We start from the raw sequence: 18,837 nt of genomic DNA on the forward strand, positions 1-18,837 counted from the left end.
ATCGTAGCTTCATAAACTGTTTCAAATTCAACTTTTCTACCTGCTTCATGCACCTCGTGCCCATACAAATTTATCTGCAAAACCCCATTTGAAGCATATGCCTCCAAATAAATAGGGTATCCTGTATCATTTTTTATTTTTAGATCTTTATATGTTCCTGCGATAGCAGCATCTCTCCCCAACGGAACATACCCTACAGTCATTGAATGGGGTGACCTTTCCGCAATACCCAACTCTGCATAAATAGCAGCATTGTACAACGTAGACGTAATCTGGCACACACCACCGCCCATTCCTGCCTCTACTTTTCCGTTTACATATACCCCTGCGTCACGATATCCGCGGGCATAGGTCTGCTCGCCCAATCCTTCCGAAGCAGAAAAAACTTCATCAGGTGCTATAATTGTTCCGTTAATATATTTACAACCAACCACCAAATTGGTATTTCTGTTTTTATCATAAGCAGTGTACTTTGTAGAGAATGAACCTATCAAATCTGTTACATACTGATTCTCCTCATAGGTAATGTCAGGCTCAGTGGTATTTGCCACAATTGCAGCCCTTCCACTTTTCATGGTTTGCATAACTCTATCTACATTCAGCATAGTGGCACCCACATCCATTTTACGCCCTTGCACCTCTTTGGTTATGGTAAATCGGCCATTGCTGCGGCTTAAGGTGCTGTTTTGCGCCTCTTGATTAAAGGCAGCAGCAACATCGATGAGTATATCTTGCATTTTTATTTCATCATAAGAAAACTCTAGTGGAATATCCTTTCCTTCTTTTAATAAGGAAGCTACCACCTTCATATTTTCCTTCTCTGTACCTGATCGTCCCAATTGATAAGCTTCTTCAACCGCCCTCTCTACTTGAAATTTGGCACCGATTTCCTGGAAAGTATAATTCCACTCCTCACTCTCATAGAACAGTACCAGTGTCTGGGTTGAAGCATCTTTTCCATGGGTGCCCGTTAGTAAATCCGTTGCTGCTTCCTTGCTAAGTCCGCTAACATCAACCCCTTCAATGGTAATCCCCGGATAAATTCCGCTTTGAGCTAAAATCCTTTGTAATTTTTGATTTTGATTATTTGCATAAACGAAATAGCCACCAGTCGTGCAAATACATAATGCAACAAGACCAATGAAAATACCAATCCCTGCTTTCTTGGGCCTGTTCCTAAATCGTCTTCCTCCACTTTTTTGTTCCATCCTTTTACCCCCTATTTCTACGGCTGCCCCCCAGATTTAGCAAAACAGAATCATTCTAATTCAATTATAGTATGCTTTCTTCTAAAACTTGCATTTGAAACCCGTTTTTTTATCAAGGGCTATCACGTTATTCACAGAATCCGTAATTGTAATATTTTTATGAATATTACTTACAACAAAGGGTGTTTACACTTAAAAAATAGTAAAAAACCTCATTATTTATATGACTTCATGGAATATTTTCAGGCTTTGGCGGTGAATGAAATTACTCGGATCAAAATACTGATTCCCAAGCTTTTCACTCTGCACAAAGCTTCTTGTCCTTATCAACCGTGGATAAAATGCTGTTGTTCAGAAACTTTTTAATCTTTTGAGGATGAATAACCCGGCATGCTATTACAATTCTATAAAATGCAAAAACCGGAAAAAAAATACGCCGTTATGTAAATGACTGAATTTGTAAATACAGTCAATATAAATCTATCATAACGGAGTATATTTTAAATTACAATATTAATCGTCAAAAATTACATTACTTTTTTATTACATTACAGGAATTTTTTTCAATTTCCCCTTTTTTTCTTCGATGCCACTAATTTTGCTGCTGTATTCTCTTTTTTAGCATTCTCGGAGGTTTCTTCTTTATGTGCCTTTATGGGGATCTGTTCCGGCACTTGGTTCTTCTTTTCATTGATAAAAGGCTTTTTCTTTCCTTTCACAACGGTTTTCTTCCCTCTTCCTATTGAAAAACTCATTCCTTCCAAGGTTAATAATAAAACAGGAAAACGTCTAAAAGCAATATCCAGTAGTAATAAAAGCATTCCAAATACCATCAAGAGCATGGATAAATCCTTTTTGCTCACCTCAGGTAATGGACGAGATTCAAACACCTCACTGCCTTTGGTCAAAATCCTTCCACCACTTACAGATACGATCTGCTGTAACAAGGCAGATCCACTCCCTTTTTTTGTTATATCATATTCAGAGGGATAGGAAAGGGCAAAACCCGTTTTATAATAATCTTTGCTTTCCTTCTTTTCTATCAAAAGATTTGCAACATAGGCTCCTTCTTGGGCCGTTGCCAACTCTCCCTGGTAAATACCTGGGGCAATCATTATAAATTGGGTTTCATATTCTTTTCCTTGAGAATTTAAAATCGTTGCTGTGATCTTGCTTATACTTTCATCAAAGGGCATTTCCAGCCGAAGGCTGCTTTTTTTAGCACCGCTTTCGGCAGTCAGCTTCATATCCTGTGCCATTTGGACATTAATAACCCATCCTAGGGTATTTCTTAAGATTCCGCTTCCTTCTTTTGAATTCAGCCATTCCTTTGTCCATCTTCCTCCAACATCAGGGGTCCACGCCACTGTTCTGCCAAGTCCGTATTGCCAAGTGGCAAGAATGGGTTCATCTCTATCACTGATTAAAACCACATCACCACGGCTTTTAGCCGTTGTACCAATATATCCACCCACTCTGGGAACAGAAGTGATATCCGACAATATTGCCGAAGCATCTTTCTGCTTGGGATAAAAATGACGGTTGTTCAGATATTCCTTTCCCGCCAATAGGGTTTCCTTGGCAAAAATGCTAGGTAAATCCGTAAATTCATCGGTAAAGTAATATCGTCCATTCCCTGCATCCGACAATTTGCGCAATAGACTACTATCTGCTCCTCCACCAACAGCCACAGAAGATAGTGTAATTCCATAATTCTTAATTTTAGCTAGTACAGGATCATAACCTTCCCGCTCCGCCTGTCCATCTGTCAAAAGAATAATATGTTTCTCTTTCGCACTTGATTCAGATAATGCCCGTACCGCCTCTGTTAAGCCAGGTAGAATACTTGTTCCACCACCAACTTGAATCTCTCCAATTTGCTGTTGAATACTGTCTTTGTTTCCACTTACCAATGTCATAGGCACTGCCCACTGAAATTGGTCATCAAAAGCAATAATACCCACTTGATCCTTTTCCTTAAAACCATCTAAGCTACGAATTGCCGCTTCCTTTGCCATTTCCAACTGGGTGATGCCATAGGCTTCCCCCATCATACTTCCCGATCGGTCGATCACCATAACCATTGCCAAATCCGGCTCTTCGCCTTCCGTTTTCAGTTCCATATCAACAGGAAGCATATCAGCAAGCTCTGTATGAAAATATTCACCCAAAGCATAAGAATCTTCGCCACCACTGACAATTAATCCTCCGCCCATAGTTTTCACATAGGCCTCCAAAACTTCTAAAAATCCTTCAGGAAGGTCCCCCACCGAAACATTTGCCATTACAACACAGTCATACCCTTGCAATCGTTCCGTAGAAACAGGTACACCACCGGCAGAAACACGATCCACCTGTAATTGAGAGGAGGAAATAATACCATTCCAGCCTTCTGTATCTTTTGAATCACCTATCAACAATACTCTAGGAATATCATCTATATAAGTGTAGGCAAAAAACTTGTTATTTTTACTCTGAGTATCCTTTTCAGGGGTGATTTCAGCCCGATACACCACACCGCCACCATCAGCAGTCGTATCAGAAAATACGATACGGCTTTCTCCTACCGTGATGTTAACTGATTCATTGCCAATCAGTGTATTTCCTTTATATAGGCGAATTTCTAAAGGCGTGTCCACATTTGAGTCTAACCGAAGGGCAATATCATAAGCAGTATTCTTATTGATAAGCGCAGGTATCTCCAAATCTGTAATTTGAACCTCCACCCCAATTTCCTCAGTCAAGCCATAACCATCAATGGTCACTCCTTGTGCCACCAAGACTTTCGCTTGCAAAAGGGCATCGGAAGTGGTCTCCTCACCATCGGATATCAAAACAATACGTTTCCCCGTTCCTTTAGGTTGGATGCTTCCAGAGAGCTTAAGTGCCGAAGCCAAATCCGAAGCACCCTCATCCACATAAGTTAAAAATCCGTCTGTAGGCAAAGTCCCATCTAAGGAAGGTAACAGTTCTACCCCTGCTTCCTTCCCAAAACACACCATACCCACACTGTCCTTTTTACCTCGGGCATCATTCGCTTCCTTCATAAAACCGCTGATGTCAATGTTTTTTACACTAGCAGAACGGTCTACAGCAAATACTGTAGTAGTAATGTCAGACTTTTTTGAAACTTGGGGGGTAGCCATTGCCAGTACAATGCAGCTGAAAACGGCAATTCGCATACCTGTATGGAGTCTGCGGCGAAAAGCAGAGGCAAACTGCCCTTTATGAGCCATATACCATATGATTCCAACAAAAATAGGTAATAGCCATAGCCAGTAAGGCTTCATAAAATCAATGCTCACGGCAATTCACCCGCCATTCTATTAATAATATTGCGCATAAAAGGAAAAGTAATAAGTTTCGCAACGACTTTCCTGAATGTATTGTTTTTGCCTGCACACCCTCTTCAGCCTTCTGTTCTCCCTTTAATGTTAAATCAGACTCACCATCAGTCTTGGGGTTTATCCCAAATATTTGAGTGGTTTGAGTGCCACTTCCATCCTCCTCAACCAAGGAATAAAACCCTGTTTTGGATGTCTGGGTAAAGGGTAGAGACGGAAAAGGCGGTGCTATAACCATCTTGCTTCCTTGTGGCGTCATAACCCAGGCTTTTTCCATTTCCGGTGGCAATGAAAACGAAATTGTCTCTCCGGCCTGCTGTTGAGTTAATGCCCCTTCGCCATCAGGAAAATACCACTCCATAAGACGATAAAATAAAATGGGAAACCCTGCATTCAAAGGCAAATCCGAATCATGCAAATCAAAACCAAAGACTGCCATCTTCTTCCCTTGATATTCACCAAAAATAGCCAAGCTATCCCTTCCCCCACGAATGAGAGGCTTGCCCCAGTTTGCGTTGAGAGCACGCGCCTTTGATACCTCAAAAGAGATCGTAGAAATGTCATCTAAACCGGTATTATCCAGCATACGAGCTGTGGCAGATATGTCCTTTGTTTCACCCATAGTGACATATGCATTCTCGGGAGGGTTAATCAACATGACAAACCCATCATCAGGCATTATCTCGGGTAAGCATCCATCATAAATATATAACCCATAGCCTGAAATGCCTGCCATGTTTTCAGGAGAAGCTTTATATAATTCCACATTTTCTATCAAAGAGAGGGCTTTTTCTAAAAATAAATTGTTTTCAGTAACCAACAGCACTCTTTCACTGCTTGCCGAAGAAACACCTACATAGCGCATGTTATCTGCCAGCAAGTCATCCTCAGGGAACAAACGAGCCATAATAGATTTTGCCTCCTTGGGTACACCCCGAAAGCTGACATCCATCTTTTCCCCTTTCTCCAATGAAACGCTTTTTGTATCATAAACGGTATTATCCACATAAAGGGTTACTGTTTTCTCCTCTCCTCCCACGCCCCAATTTTCCAAGCGAGTTAAAACGGAAAGTCCATCCTCTTGCTCTGTATAAGATAAAAGGGATAAGGCGCTATTATTTCCGCCTTTATTATAAACCTGTTCTTCCACAGGTAAATCACTCAGCGAACCATAATCATCGGCATAAACAACAATTTGTCCGCCAAGAACGTCTTGTTCTGCTTCTAAAACTTTTTTCGCTTTATCCCAAGCTACGCCACCATCTGTCACTTGTGCTTCCTGAATACAGCGAAGCACCTCCTGTTTTTCTTGGGTGCCACTTAAAACCAAAGAAGGTTCCTCCCCCAGTATGATAAAGGAAAAGGTGGTTTCTGGCGTCGCTTCCTCAACCAAATGGAGCATATCTTTTTTTGCTGTAACAAATCTACTTTCTGCCACATCCTTGGCCTGCATACTCATGGAGCAATCCAATGCCAGAACGTAATCCACCACTTGAGTTTTTCCCATAATATACGGGCTGCCCAAAGCAAACGCTAAAACCGCAGCCCCAGCAATTTGGAGGAACATAAGGATATTTTTCCTTAGCTTTTGCCATGGCTCCTGTGCTTTTGACTCAGGAATTGCTTTTTTCCAAAGATAAAGGCTGGGAACCTTCGTCTCTTTATATTTTTGTTTCAGCAAATACATCAAAATAATTGCAGGTACCGCCAAAAGCCCAAGCAATCCCCATGGTGTGAAAAATCGCATACGCTCCCCCCTTCAAAATATAAGACCAAGATCATAAGACCAAGATCATAAGGACAAGATCATTGTCGTGACGCTGTCCCAACCCTGCAAGCCCTTGTAGAGGCTTGATCCAACTTTTATAACATAATCATAGGGGCTGAAAGAAGCGTGAAGCAACTTCCTACCCCCAGTACAAATTCTATCTCTCCAGTGTGGAAAAATAATCAGATACCAACTGACGCATACCGAAGGGAGTGTCTTGTTCATCCAATGCCTTCATGGCCTCGTTTTGATAGCTATGAAAAACTTGCTCATAAGGCAATCTTTCTCCATCCTCACCGATGGTTTTCTGCTGTGTCATAGAACTATCGCCACCCTCATTTTTGGTTCCACTTACCTGGGAGTTATAGCCAGCCTTATCTATGGCTTTTCTTGTAAAAACTTCTTCTCCATCAATATGCCCGCTTCCTCTGCCATTGCCACCTTGTCCTGAGCCTTGTCCTTGACCCTGACCTGTACCTTGGCCCTGACCTGCACCTTGTCCCTGTCCTGCGCCCTGTCCTTGACCTTGTCCTTGACCCTGCTGAGGTTTTTGACCACCTCCATCGCCTAACGCCTGATTAGCATTTTGCAGTGCTTTTCTTAATTCTGCATTTTCTAAGCTTTGTGTAGTCATTTGCTGCTGAAGCTGTTCTAAAAGTTCTGAAGAAAACTCTCCATTTTCTAGCGCTTCTGCCAATTGCTCTAACGCCTTTGCCAAATCCGCTTCACTCATTTGTGCCGCTGCCGCCCCCATCTGTTTGCCCAGAGCAGAAAGCTGCTCCTTCGTAAGCTTTTTCATTTGCTCCTGAAGCTTGGCAATGGCCTGTTCTATTGCTTTAGCGTCACCTTTTTCCGCCGCCTCTGATAATGGCGCAGTAAGCTCTTCTTTTGCGAACTCCTGTGCTAGCTGCTTTAAATCCTTGGAAACACTGTCCTTCTCAAGCTGTTTCATTTCCTGTTGGGCTTTTTGCACCGCTGTCTCTCCTGCTTCCTTGCTTGGAGCACGCTTAAGTTCCTTAGAAAGCGCTTTCATTTCTTTTTGCAAAAGCTTCTTCTCTTCAACAGAAAGTTCTTCATCTTTTTCCACAGACTTGATTACCTTTTCTATCTGTACAAGTTTTGCCTTTGCATAAATCTCCGCTTTTTCCTCTCGGGGGGATGGCAAAAAGCCTGTTGCCATTGTTAGAATTAAAAACAATACCATCCAATGGGGCAATCTCTTTGGAATACCCACCCGGTATGCCTTGGAAAAATTAGTTCCCAATCCAATTTTCATTCCATCCTCTATTGCCATTTTTTCCACCTCGGAAGGTTCCCGCTTTTGTAATAATTCCAAGGTGGTAATCATACGTTCCTGCCCGCCTAAAGCGTCTGCGGTAGCTGCTGTTTTGCTAAAATCTGGTCGTTTTGCAATGGCATAACCCAGGGCTAAAAGAAAAGCAATGCCAAAATCACAAAGAATGATTAGATTTACATCCGGCAGAAATATAATTTTTGACAGCAGAGCAACGGCAAGTCCAAGTATACTTGCCGCCAGCCAAAATCCAATGAGTTTTTGAAGAAAGCCTTCAAAAAACAATTTTCTTTTTAATGGAGTCAATAGGGTATGAAACTTGCCCATCGCTTATTCCTCGCTTTTTTTCTTTTTTGTCTTAGTCAATTTGTTCTTTTGTTTGCGTTCTCGAACAGGATTAATTAAGCCTGACGCCAAAACCACAAAAACAGAGCCTATAACAACTTGAAATACCATATGCAGCACCCAAAGGTTTCCAGCTGCCCATAAAACAAAGGTCTTTTTTGTGCTATTTACATTATGAAAAAATACATCATTTACAATGCTGGTACCAATCTGATGATCTATCAAAGAAAAGAATCCCACACCAGGGTTTGGAATTAATTTAATGAGGGTTGCTGTATTCGAAATTTGACCATAGCCCCTTGTGGCCAATGGTAGCAATACCATAAGCAGCGTACCGAAGCATAAAACACCAGTAATAATATACACCAGCATAATAGAAACTACCGTTCTTTTGTAAATACATGAAAAGAATACAGAAATTCCACCAAGCATATATGCCGTTGTCAAAGTAAACCCAATCATCATCAAAAGGGATCCAATTCCCAAACTCCCAAAGTAAAATACAATGGAAAAAACAGGTAGTGTACTGATAATCAAAAGCAGTACAAAGGCCATAGAGGATAACAACTTTCCAGTTACGATAGAAAATGGAGAAAGCTTAGTCACCAAGAGCAAATCCAAAGTTTGTCGCTCTCTCTCACCACTGATACTGCCTGCAGTTAATGCTGGAACTGATAAAACAATCAACGCCATCTGTATCGCTGCTAAGGTTACGTACAAATAAACAATATTTTGAGGATCAAAGGAGAAACGATACGATTGGAAAACGCTGGCATAAAAGAAAATACCCGCACCCGTTATCATCATTAATAAGTAAAATGTTAATACCGCGTAGTTTTTCCATCCACGCAAAGAGGTAATTGCCTCTCTTCTTAATACGGGGTTCATCATACGCCTTCACCTCCTGTTACCTGCATAAATACTTCTTCCAGATTTCCTTCCTTTTCTTTGAAGGAAAGGAGTGGAATATCAGCCAATATAATTTGCTTTAAAATGCCAGAAAGTTCTTCATTGGTGCCAGTAAAATCGAACTCCACATCCTTGGTATTTTCCGAAATAGAACGAATCAAAGGTTGCTCCTTCAAAATTTGAATCATCTGTTCCATTTCTCTGAGGGGTTCAACATGAATAATTCTCTTTTGGCTCAATTTCTGCATAATTTCCTGTACAGAACCTTGTGCAGCCAGTTTTCCACGGTTTATGATACAAACCTCTGTACACATCTCCGCCAACTCAGGCAAAATATGAGAACTAATGATAATCGTCTTTCCCATCTCCTGCAACTGTTTTAAAGCCTCTTTCATTTCCACCCTAGCCCTTGGGTCCAATCCTGACGCAGGTTCATCTAAAATTAATAGCTCAGGGTCATGGACAAGACTTCGTGCCAGACAGAGTCTTTGCTTCATTCCCCTTGAAAGAGAATCCACATAGCTTTCTTTTTTATGGGATAAGTCTACAATTTCTAAGAGATTATCAATAATAGATGCCCTATCCTTATATGCAATTCCATAAGCTCCCGCATAAAAATCCATATACTCTGTTACCTTTAGATTATCGTATACTCCAAAAAAGTCGGGCATATAGCCAATTTTTTCCCTCAACGCTCTGGGGTTTTTTGTTACATCAACCCCATCAATAATCACACTGCCCGAGGACGCATTCAATAACCCTGACATAATACGCATGGTTGTTGTCTTCCCCGCTCCATTTGGGCCTACAAATCCGCAAATTGCACCTTTTCCAACTGATAATGTCAGGCGGTCCACTGCGGTAAATTTACCATAATTTTTGACCAAATCTTTAATTTCCAACAAACAGACCACCTCCTTGCATCCATAATTTAGGCAAAACAGTTTCTTTTTCTTTCAAGCAATGCATCATTATTTCCACCTTATTGCTCTCATCAATATAGTTTTCTACTGCAAGTTTCTCTCCCAGATTCATTTCGTCCCATTCTTTGGTCTTTCGGTTAAAAATAGTCAGCATCTCTGGAAGTGACACATAATCTCTGGTAGTTCCCTGAAGTTCCATCTGATTAATCTTAACCCCTTCCGGCAAAGCATAGGTAATATAAAAATCAGATTCCTCATAAGGATATAGTATGGAACCAAATTCATCATTATTTTCGTTGTATTTTGTATTTGAATCAATGGAGCCATTCAAGCTAATCTCAAATTGTTCCTGCTTTGATAGCTCCAACGCAAAATCTTGTTTATACATGGTCAAGCTGTCTTCCAGCACCTGCTTTCCATTCAGCTTTTTTTCACCACTTAAAATAGGCTTCTGGCTATAGCCGTAAAAAGTGACAGGAATTAAAGACGTATTTTGCTGATAATTATAATAACGCTCGCGCAAATCGTGCTCCATATACCACATGTAGGCTTCTTTCCTTGTTATTTCGCCGCTTGCCACCTGTTCTCTAACAACTTCATCGTTAAATCCTCCATAAAGGTTTAGATTCTCTTTTACCAAATCTGAAATTTTAAGATCTACCGTTAGGGTATCTCCCGCCTTCAAAGATTCAAAACTATGAAAATTTCCATCCAGCATCAAAGTTATCTGATAAAAATCAACGTTGGTATGATTGATAATTTCACCAACATATTTTCCGTCCTTCATACGAACAGTACTCTCAACATTGCCACCCAAGTCTACACTGCTTTGCGTGCTAAAATACTGTGTGCCCCAGCTCTCACTGTCAGAAAAGGTCACCTCTGTTGTATTTCCGCATAAAATGCGATAAGCACATACCTCATTATTGCTTAAAGTTTCTCTATAATGATTTTCATCCATATTGATGTTAATTGGTATTTTTTCATCAGAGGAAAAGGTTACACTTCCCTTGCTTGCATATTTAATTGCCACGCCTGTATCTGCCTTTGCAATATGAGAGCCTTCCTGCATTTCCACAGTGGAAACGCTATGAATCATACCGCTTCTATAAGAACTGCTTTGTGCCAATAGGAACACCACCCCCATAAAAATAAGAGAAAATGCAGGTACAAAAATCCAACCTTTCTCTCGCTTATCTTTCTTCTTCAAAATAAAATAGAGTACAGGTCCTACAATCAAAATATAAACTGCAATTGCTCCAAAAATAAATAGGATAGAACTCATTCCAAAAGGAGGAAAATTAGTAGCAATATAGCGCAAGTTGTCATAATAACCATCATCATTCAAATCAACATAAAACGCCTCTGATGCCACTTGACCCAGTCCAACATTTAGCATTTCCAATGTTGTAGCCTGTCCCGCCATAGGTGCTTGTGATAAAGAAAAATGACTGAGAATCACATGTCCCTTTCCTTTTTCCAAAACTGAGAGATACGTTGTTCCATCACTTCCCCACAAAACAGATAAGTCTTCTCCACTTAATTGTGCTAGAGGAATTTCTCCCGTTACTCCCATCACCTCAGAAACACTTGTGGTTCCCTTTACCTGAATGTCAGCTAAAAAATCCAAACCTTTCAATGTTTTTTGAGCTGCTGCCCCTGTACCTACTACCATAGTTCCTCCACCCAAAATCCACTGATGAAGAGCCTGTCTCTGTTCTTGGGTAAGTACAGAAAAGTCAAAATCATCTACAACCAAAACTGAAAAGCTATTTAAGATTTCAATGGTACCGGGAAACGTACTTTCATTTAAATAAACATGGTAGTCATATTTTTTATTTAATTCAACTTGATAACTTTCTTGGTTATCCTGATTATCCTCAATAGTCTGAGCAAGGTGTAAATTGCTCAAATACTTTAAATCTTGAGGGCTCTCACTTAAAACGCCGATCATAACTGTTTTAGGATCTTTAGCCGTTAAAAATAAATAATCCTGATAAACCTTATTTCCTTTTTCATCAACCAAAGAAATTTCTAAGTATTTATGGATACTACCCATGGTTGCAGCCATATCAATTGCCTTAGAAGCACCTTGTTCCAGATCAAGCTTTTGATAATAAATAGCATATTCCTTATCTCGATTAACGCTTCTTGTATACGCCTTAATTTGAACTTCTCCATGAAAAGCATCCCCATGATTGGTAATCACACCTTGCACAGGCATTGCCTTTTTCACAACATAATTCCCATCAAAGCCCGCCCGTAGTTCCACATCAAATTGTTCTTTACCAAAGGTTTTTAAAGTCCCAATGGTGTCATCCACAACATTTTCATCTTCATTGCCATTCATTACTACTGTTTTTGCATTTGTTGCTACAGGCGCTGCAAAAATTGTAAATGGTGCAATCAAGCTTAAAACCATTATGCATGCCATAAGCAGTGCAATGATTGCCAATATCTTTTTCTTCATTTCTTGCCTCTTTTGATATTTCATAATCCCCTCCACAATATTAATCATTTAAAAGCCGTTCCTTGAGTTATAGCATTTCCTACATAACTGATTGAGTATTTTAACATTACTAATGTTATTTTTAAACCACTCATTCAGGGAAAGACCTTACAAAAATAAGGCATACTATTAATTTTCCATTAGATTCTATTATAGCAATCAAAAAGATGTAATGTATTAACTTTTCCTTACGATTTTTTAAGGTTTCTTTATATATAGCCCCTCCACATCCAAATCCATTTCCTTTAAAAATCTAGATGGCTTTGTTTCCTTCCCATAGCGATTTCTCGTGGCAGATAAACATAGCTTTTCCTTTGTTCTGGTCAAAGCCACATAGAACAAGCGTCTTTCTTCCTCCAAGCCTTCCATTGCACGCTCATGGGGCACAACCCCTTCTGTCAGCGATGGTAGAAAAACTGCATAAAACTCTAAGCCCTTGGCGCCGTGCATGGTGGACAGGGTAACTCCTTTCTTTATGACGTTTTTTTCTCGGACTTGTTCCTGCATTTGGCGGCTCATTTCCTCCAAATTTCCACGAAACTCTCGCAAATCTATTGTTTTTTTTGCGATTTCTGTTATTTCATCGGCAATTTCTAAAAATGCCCGGCCGCTGGATTTGCGAAAAGCAGCATATTCCTCCAAATATTCATCGTAACCAATTACCCGGCGAATATAGTTTATCCCATCATAAGGATTTCTTTTTCCTATCTGTACCAAGTCCCGCTGTAAATTCTCAAGGCTTTCTTCCTGCCATTTTTTTAAGGAAGGGCATACAAAAAAACTTCTTAGCAAGGTATATGGCATTTTTCCTGCTTCTTCTAATGTATCTTTGCTTATGTAACGTTTTGGTTTATTTAAAATACGCCGCAGCGCACTGTCTGCATCTGCACTCTCTCCAAGGGTTAAATAGGCAAGCATGTCCTTGGCAATCCAATGGTCATAAATGTTCCCTCCGCCATCTCTCATCACAAAAGGTATCCCCCGGCGATACAACGCCCGTGCAAAGGCACCTCCCTGCAAATTAGTCCGATAAATAACTGCAATTTCATTCAATGCAATACCGTCTTCCAATAAGCCGCCTATTTTCTCCGCAACTTTTTCTGCTTCTGCGGTAGTATCCTCCGCCAGAAAAAAAGAGACCTTTTCCCCTTTGCCATTGGCCCCCTTCAATTCCTTACCAAATCTCCGTTCATTCACGTCAATCACTTTTCCCGCCAAAGAGAGAATGCGGTCGCTGGAGCGATAATTTATATCTAAAACTACATTTTGACTCTCAGGATATTGCCTTTCAAACTCCAGAAGAAAATCAGGGCGAGAACCTCGAAAACCATATATACTTTGGTCATCATCACCCACCACAAACAAATTATTTCTTGGTGCTGCCAATAAACGCAAGCATTCATACTGCACCCTGTTTATATCCTGAAATTCATCTACCATAATATATGGAAACTTCTCCTGCCAAAAGGCCAAGGTCTTTTGATCCTCCATTAGAAGCTCATAGCATTGAATCAGCATATCATCAAAATCAAGCTTTCCGTGCCGCTCCTTATAGCCCTCGTATGCCCGATGCATTTGGCGAAACATGTCCCGCTCCATCCCATCTGGTATAAACTCCATAGGTGTAAGCAGTTCATTCCCCATAAAAGAAGCCTGCATCATAAATTGGGAAATAAACTCATCAGGGTCATTTAAACTCCAATTTTTTTCTGATAGAATACCTTGCAGAACTTTGAATTTTTCTTCTTCCCCCATAATTTTTTCAGAGGTATATCCATAGGTGCGCCGCAAAATACGAAAAAAAAGACTGTGGAATGTGGAAAATAAAATTCTATCACTTCCCCGATCTCCAAATCGTTCTTTCATTTCCGTTGCAGCAGCCTTTGTAAAAGTCACAACAAGAATACCATTTTTTTTATTTTCCGACAAAAACCGCCGTAGTCTGCATAGGATTACCGTAGTCTTTCCACTGCCCGGCCCAGCCAGAACCAACATGGGTCCCTCCCCATGATTCACTGCAATTCTTTGATTTTCGTTTAGCAATTTACTCATATTCTACGCTCCATTCTATACGCTTTATAGTATATCATAAAACAACAAATGGAGCAGATTAATAAATTCTTCACAATTTCATAATTATTTCTTAGTTGTAAAAAAATTAGAAGTGTATTAAACTTTCAACAAGGACATGATTTATTATTATGGAGTTAAGGAGCATTTTTATGAATATAGGTATATTTTCAGACACGTATTATCCCCAACTAAATGGTGTCGCCACGTCCATACGCACATTGGCTCATGGGCTGGAGAAGAAGGGACATAACGTTTACATTTTCACCCCATGGGATCCACGTACGCCGGAAATAGATGAACCAAACGTATATAGAATTCCCAGCATGCCTTTTTTGTTTTTGAAAAATTTTCGAGCCGGCCTATTATGCCCGCCCCATCTTTCAAAAAAAATCCATGCAATGAATTTGGACATCATCCACACCCAAACAGAATTCTCTTTAGGTTTTTTGGGCAAATACATTTCAACCACTCAGGGAATTCCGTTGGTGCACACATATCACACCATGTATGAAGACTATGTGCACTATATTGCAGGTGGTCATATCATTACCCAGGAGATGGCCAGAGAGTATAGCAAATTTTTCTGTAATGCAACGACAGATGTGATTGCACCTACAAAAAAAACTGAAGATCTTCTTGTTAGCTATGGGGTTACCACCCCTATTTCCATTATTCCAACAGGAATTGACACTGTCCATTTCTGTAAAGACAATTATTCCCCCCAGGATATACTTGCACTACGCCACTCTTTGGAACTGGAAGCAGATACCCCCGTTGTTCTCTCTATCGGGCGTGTGGCAAAGGAAAAAAGCATTGACGTTGTATTGGGTGCCATGCCAGCGCTGTTGGAGAAACTGCCTAATGCGAAGATGGTAATTGTAGGCGAAGGGCCGGAGAAAGAAAATCTTGAGCTTCTGGCCAATAATTTAGGCATTGGAAACAATCTTATTTTTACCGGTGGTAAACCTTGGACTGAAATTGGTAAATACTATCAGCTTGGTAACGTTTTTTGCAGTGCCTCTGTATCAGAAACACAAGGCCTGACCTTTGCCGAAGCAATGGCAGCAGGTGTACCTGTTGTTGCTAAAGATGACCCCTGTATTCAAAACATTATTAGCCATAACGAAACAGGCTTATTATTTGAAGATGCGGAATCTTTACCTGACTTACTTTATCAGGTGCTCACTGATGAAGCTTTGCACAACCGTTTGTCAAAAGCAGGCATGGAGACAATGAAAAATCTTTCCGCCGAAAACTTTTGCACCTGTGTTGAAAGCCTTTATAAAAAAATACTCGAAAGCGGTAATAGACCGGAAAAGGTGTCTCCCCCTGCAATTCCTTTGGTTATCGGTGCAAGGGCAGCAAGAAAAATAACTAAGTTCCCACGAAAGCTCGTGGAAAATAGGTTCTCCTATACAAAACAGCTTGCAAAAATTTTTCCTTATATTAATAAGCATAAATAACGCCATTATCAAGGTTCAACTTACAATTCAGCCGGAGTAAGCTCCGACTGAATTGTTAATAAAACAGTTCCACATTTTTTACAAATATACAAAATATCTCTTGACAAATTTGTCCGAATCAATTATCATATGTAATGTTCCAAAAAGATATGTGAGTGTAGCTCAGCTGGATAGAGCGTCTGACTACGGATCAGAAGGCCGCGTGTTCGAATCATGTCACTCACATTTTAAAACCACGATTTTAAATCGTGGTTTTTTTGTTGTTTACTCCAAATTTTTCAAACAAAAAGACGGCATCAAATGCCGTCCTTTTGTCGTGGGGTTTTTATTACACAAAATTATTTGTTAACTGTAGGAATTTCATCTGTAGACCAACCGTCCATATTGTCATCCCAAAGATATTTCTTTGTTTCAGAAACAATAACACCGCTAAGTCCAAGTAAAGCAACTAAGTTAGGGAATGCCATCATCGCATTCAATGTATCCGCAATATTCCAAACAAGATCAAGTGCTGTTACACAACCAATAAATACAACAATTACCCATGCAACACGGAAAGGCTTGATTGCTTTGGTGCCAACCAGATAAACCCATGATCTTTCACCATAGTAGCTCCAGCCCAAAATAGTAGACCATGCAAATGTAATCAAACCAATTGTAAGTACGATAGGTCCAACAACAGGAATTGTATCAAAAGCAGCTGTTGTTAACATACCACCATTTAAGCCAGACATTGCATCAGGTTTCTTCAAAATAGAAGTTACCAAAACCAGACCTGTTAATGCACAAACAACGATTGTATCCCAGAAAACGCCTGAACTAGAAATCAAAGCCTGACGAACAGGGTTTCTTGTCATAGCAGCCGCATCAGCGATTGGTGCAGAACCTAAACCAGATTCATTTGTAAACAAACCGCGGGCAATACCGAAACGAATTGCCATCATTACTGTTGCACCAACAAAACCGCCACCAGCTGCAGTAGGTGTAAATGCACTAACCACGATGGTTTTGAATGCAGCACCGATGTAAGATGCGTTGATAACAAGAATAATAATACAACCTAAGATATAAAAACCAGCCATAAAAGGAACCAGTTTTTCGCAAGTTTTTGCGATGGAATTAATACCACCCAAAATAACCAATGCTGTTGCAATTGTTAAAATAATACCTGTAATCCATGTAGGAATATGAAAGTTTGCATCAACCATTGTTGCAATTGAGTTAGCCTGAGTCATATTACCAATGCCGAAGCAAGCAACGCCTGCAAAAATAGCAAATAGTACGCCTAACCATTTCTGACCAAGACCTCTTTCCAAAGCGTACATAGGACCACCAATCATAGATCCGTTTTTGTCTTTTACTCTGTATTTTATTGCTAACAGAGCTTCGCCGTATTTAGTCGCGATACCGAAAAGACCGGTCAACCAACACCACAAAATTGCGCCAGGGCCGCCTAATGCAACGGCAGTTGCCACACCAACAATATTACCAGTACCAATTGTTGCTGCCAAAGCAGTTGCCAAAGCCCCAAAACCGGATACATCACCTTCAGCATCATTGTCAGGTGTTACAGAAAGTTTGATTGCCAAGCCAATGTGTCTCTGTACAAATCTCGTTCTAATTGTTAAAAACACATGTGTTCCAAACAGCAGAACCAGCATAACAGGGCCCCAAACGAAGCCATTGATGGTGGATACAAAATTATTTATTGCTTCCATGTTATTCCCCCCTAAATTAATTAAGAATGAGTGCGTTCGCCAGAGTCTCTAATTCTAAATACTTTTGTTACTGTTCACCCCACATTAACTTTGTTAATATATTATCATTGTCAGCCTCTTTGTTGACAGACCAGAGCCTCTTGCTTGTATCCTATTTTACCGATTTTTCTGCAAATTTCAAGCTATTTTTGTGACTTCAAAACACGTTTTATATTTTTTTCATTATAAAACTATGCATTCACTCTCATTTTAATAACAATTTTTTTAATATATTTGTGTAATATATATTAAAATTACCCAATATTATTTAAGCCTCTGCAAAAAGATTGTAATATACTTTAATTACATTTGATTTATCACCACATTTTATGTGATTTTGCACATAAGTCCATTCCCTAATAAGTGCCATTTCGATTCAATTAGCTTCATTTTTAACTAAAATACGACAACGGCGTCTTTTTTTTAACAAGTTCTTAACGACTTATTAATACTTTGGCTTTTTTCTTGCTTGTAACGCAACTTATGAAAAAAAGCCATTTCAAAATCAATCTGTGATTGTTTTACTCCGGCTCTTTCCATAATTTTATCTAATTGTATTTTATAGACCCCTTGTTTCTTAAACGGCCCTCCTTCTTAATTATAAATTGTACATAAAAAAAGCGGCGCTATTGCACCGCTTTTGAATATTAAATTTTCTTTTATCTATCAAGTGACGGAATTTCATCAGTGGACCAGTCATCCAAATTCTCACTCCATAAATATTTCTTCGTTTCTGATACAATAACCCCACTCAATCCTAATAAAGCAATTAAGTTTGGAAATGCCATCATGGCATTTAACGTATCTGCAATGTTCCAAACCAACTTTAAGGACATCACGCAACCAACAAATGATACGATAACCCAAACAACGCGAAAAGGCTTAATGCACTTTGTACCTACCAAATAAACCCATGCTCTCTCGCCGTAATAACTCCAGCCTAAAATGGTAGACCATGCAAATGTAACCAAGCCTATGGTTAATACAATGGGGCCAATTACAGGGATATGGTTAAACGCAGCTGATGTTAAAGCTCCACCATCCAAATCCACCATTCCTTCTGGTGACTTTAATATAGAACTTACTAGCACCAAACCTGTCAAAGCACAAACAATAATTGTATCCCAAAATACAGCTGACATTGCTATTAATGCCTGGCGGACAGGATTTTTTGTTCTTGCTGCCGCCGCAGCAATAGGTGCGGAACCCAAGCCTGATTCATTGGTAAATAAACCACGGGCAAT

Annotated in this window: 11 protein-coding genes and 1 tRNA gene; 2 read left to right on the forward strand and 10 right to left on the reverse strand. The window is 39.9% G+C overall.

Features of this window, described 5'->3' with window-relative positions; genetic code table 11:
• From RTK36_RS15025 to RTK36_RS15060, 8 genes are all read right to left on the reverse strand, one after another.
• A partial coding sequence (locus tag RTK36_RS15025; RefSeq protein ID WP_312048047.1) for a VanW family protein occupies positions 1-1,208 on the reverse strand: 1,208 nt, incomplete at its 3' end.
• Positions 1,209-1,771: 563 nt separating this feature from the next.
• Positions 1,772-4,513: a VWA domain-containing protein gene (locus tag RTK36_RS15030; RefSeq protein ID WP_312048048.1), complete on the reverse strand. Its 2,742-nt coding sequence runs from the start codon at positions 4,511-4,513 to the stop codon at positions 1,772-1,774.
• Positions 4,503-6,299 carry a vWA domain-containing protein gene (locus RTK36_RS15035; RefSeq protein ID WP_312048049.1) on the reverse strand — a complete coding sequence of 599 codons (1,797 nt, stop codon included), beginning with the start codon at positions 6,297-6,299 and terminating at the stop codon, positions 4,503-4,505. The genes RTK36_RS15030 and RTK36_RS15035 overlap by 11 nt, the downstream gene beginning before the upstream one ends.
• Before the next feature lie 178 nt (positions 6,300-6,477).
• Entirely contained in the window at positions 6,478-7,941 is a 1,464-nt protein-coding gene (locus RTK36_RS15040) for a hypothetical protein (RefSeq protein WP_312048050.1), read from the reverse strand.
• Between the two features lie 3 nt (positions 7,942-7,944).
• Entirely contained in the window at positions 7,945-8,850 is a 906-nt protein-coding gene (locus tag RTK36_RS15045; protein ID WP_312048051.1) for an ABC transporter permease, read from the reverse strand.
• Positions 8,847-9,773 carry an ABC transporter ATP-binding protein gene (locus tag RTK36_RS15050; protein WP_312048052.1) on the reverse strand — a complete coding sequence of 309 codons (927 nt, stop codon included), beginning with the start codon at positions 9,771-9,773 and terminating at the stop codon, positions 8,847-8,849. Before RTK36_RS15050 ends, RTK36_RS15045 begins: the two co-directional genes overlap by 4 nt.
• Entirely contained in the window at positions 9,760-12,285 is a 2,526-nt protein-coding gene (locus tag RTK36_RS15055) for a hypothetical protein (RefSeq protein WP_312048053.1), read from the reverse strand. Before RTK36_RS15055 ends, RTK36_RS15050 begins: the two co-directional genes overlap by 14 nt.
• A gap of 213 nt (positions 12,286-12,498) precedes the next feature.
• Complete coding sequence (locus tag RTK36_RS15060; protein WP_312048054.1) at positions 12,499-14,352, reverse strand: ATP-dependent helicase; 1,854 nt, start codon at positions 14,350-14,352, stop codon at positions 12,499-12,501.
• A 170-nt stretch (positions 14,353-14,522) separates the two neighbouring features.
• Between RTK36_RS15060 and RTK36_RS15065 the strand changes: the two genes are divergently transcribed.
• The gene (locus tag RTK36_RS15065) at positions 14,523-15,836 is read left to right on the forward strand and encodes a glycosyltransferase family 4 protein (protein WP_312048055.1); all 1,314 of its coding nucleotides are present in this window, start codon (positions 14,523-14,525) and stop codon (positions 15,834-15,836) included.
• Between the two features lie 151 nt (positions 15,837-15,987).
• Positions 15,988-16,061 (forward strand) — tRNA-Arg (locus tag RTK36_RS15070).
• Positions 16,062-16,174: 113 nt separating this feature from the next.
• On the opposite strand, the gene RTK36_RS15075 is transcribed toward RTK36_RS15070, so the two are convergent.
• Positions 16,175-17,554, reverse strand: a complete 1,380-nt coding sequence (locus RTK36_RS15075) for an alanine/glycine:cation symporter family protein (protein ID WP_312048056.1) — start codon at positions 17,552-17,554, stop codon at positions 16,175-16,177.
• Positions 17,555-18,252: 698 nt separating this feature from the next.
• The coding region (locus RTK36_RS15080) for an alanine:cation symporter family protein (protein ID WP_312048057.1) at positions 18,253-18,837 on the reverse strand (585 nt) is incomplete at its 5' end.

The sequence above is a fragment of the Anaerotignum sp. genome, from assembly GCF_031981185.1.
Taxonomy (GTDB): domain Bacteria; phylum Bacillota; class Clostridia; order Lachnospirales; family Anaerotignaceae; genus Chakrabartyella.

Excerpts from the sequence above, each read along its gene's own strand:
- RTK36_RS15035 (WP_312048049.1), bottom strand. The coding sequence starts at position 6,299 with ATGCGATTTTTCACACCATGGGGATTGCTTGGGCTTTTGGCGGTACCT.
- RTK36_RS15040 (WP_312048050.1), bottom strand. The coding sequence starts at position 7,941 with ATGGGCAAGTTTCATACCCTATTGACTCCATTAAAAAGAAAATTGTTT.
- RTK36_RS15045 (WP_312048051.1), bottom strand. The coding sequence starts at position 8,850 with ATGATGAACCCCGTATTAAGAAGAGAGGCAATTACCTCTTTGCGTGGA.
- RTK36_RS15055 (WP_312048053.1), bottom strand. The coding sequence starts at position 12,285 with ATGAAATATCAAAAGAGGCAAGAAATGAAGAAAAAGATATTGGCAATC.
- RTK36_RS15060 (WP_312048054.1), bottom strand. The coding sequence starts at position 14,352 with ATGAGTAAATTGCTAAACGAAAATCAAAGAATTGCAGTGAATCATGGG.
- RTK36_RS15065 (WP_312048055.1), top strand. The coding sequence starts at position 14,523 with ATGAATATAGGTATATTTTCAGACACGTATTATCCCCAACTAAATGGT.
- RTK36_RS15075 (WP_312048056.1), bottom strand. The coding sequence starts at position 17,554 with ATGGAAGCAATAAATAATTTTGTATCCACCATCAATGGCTTCGTTTGG.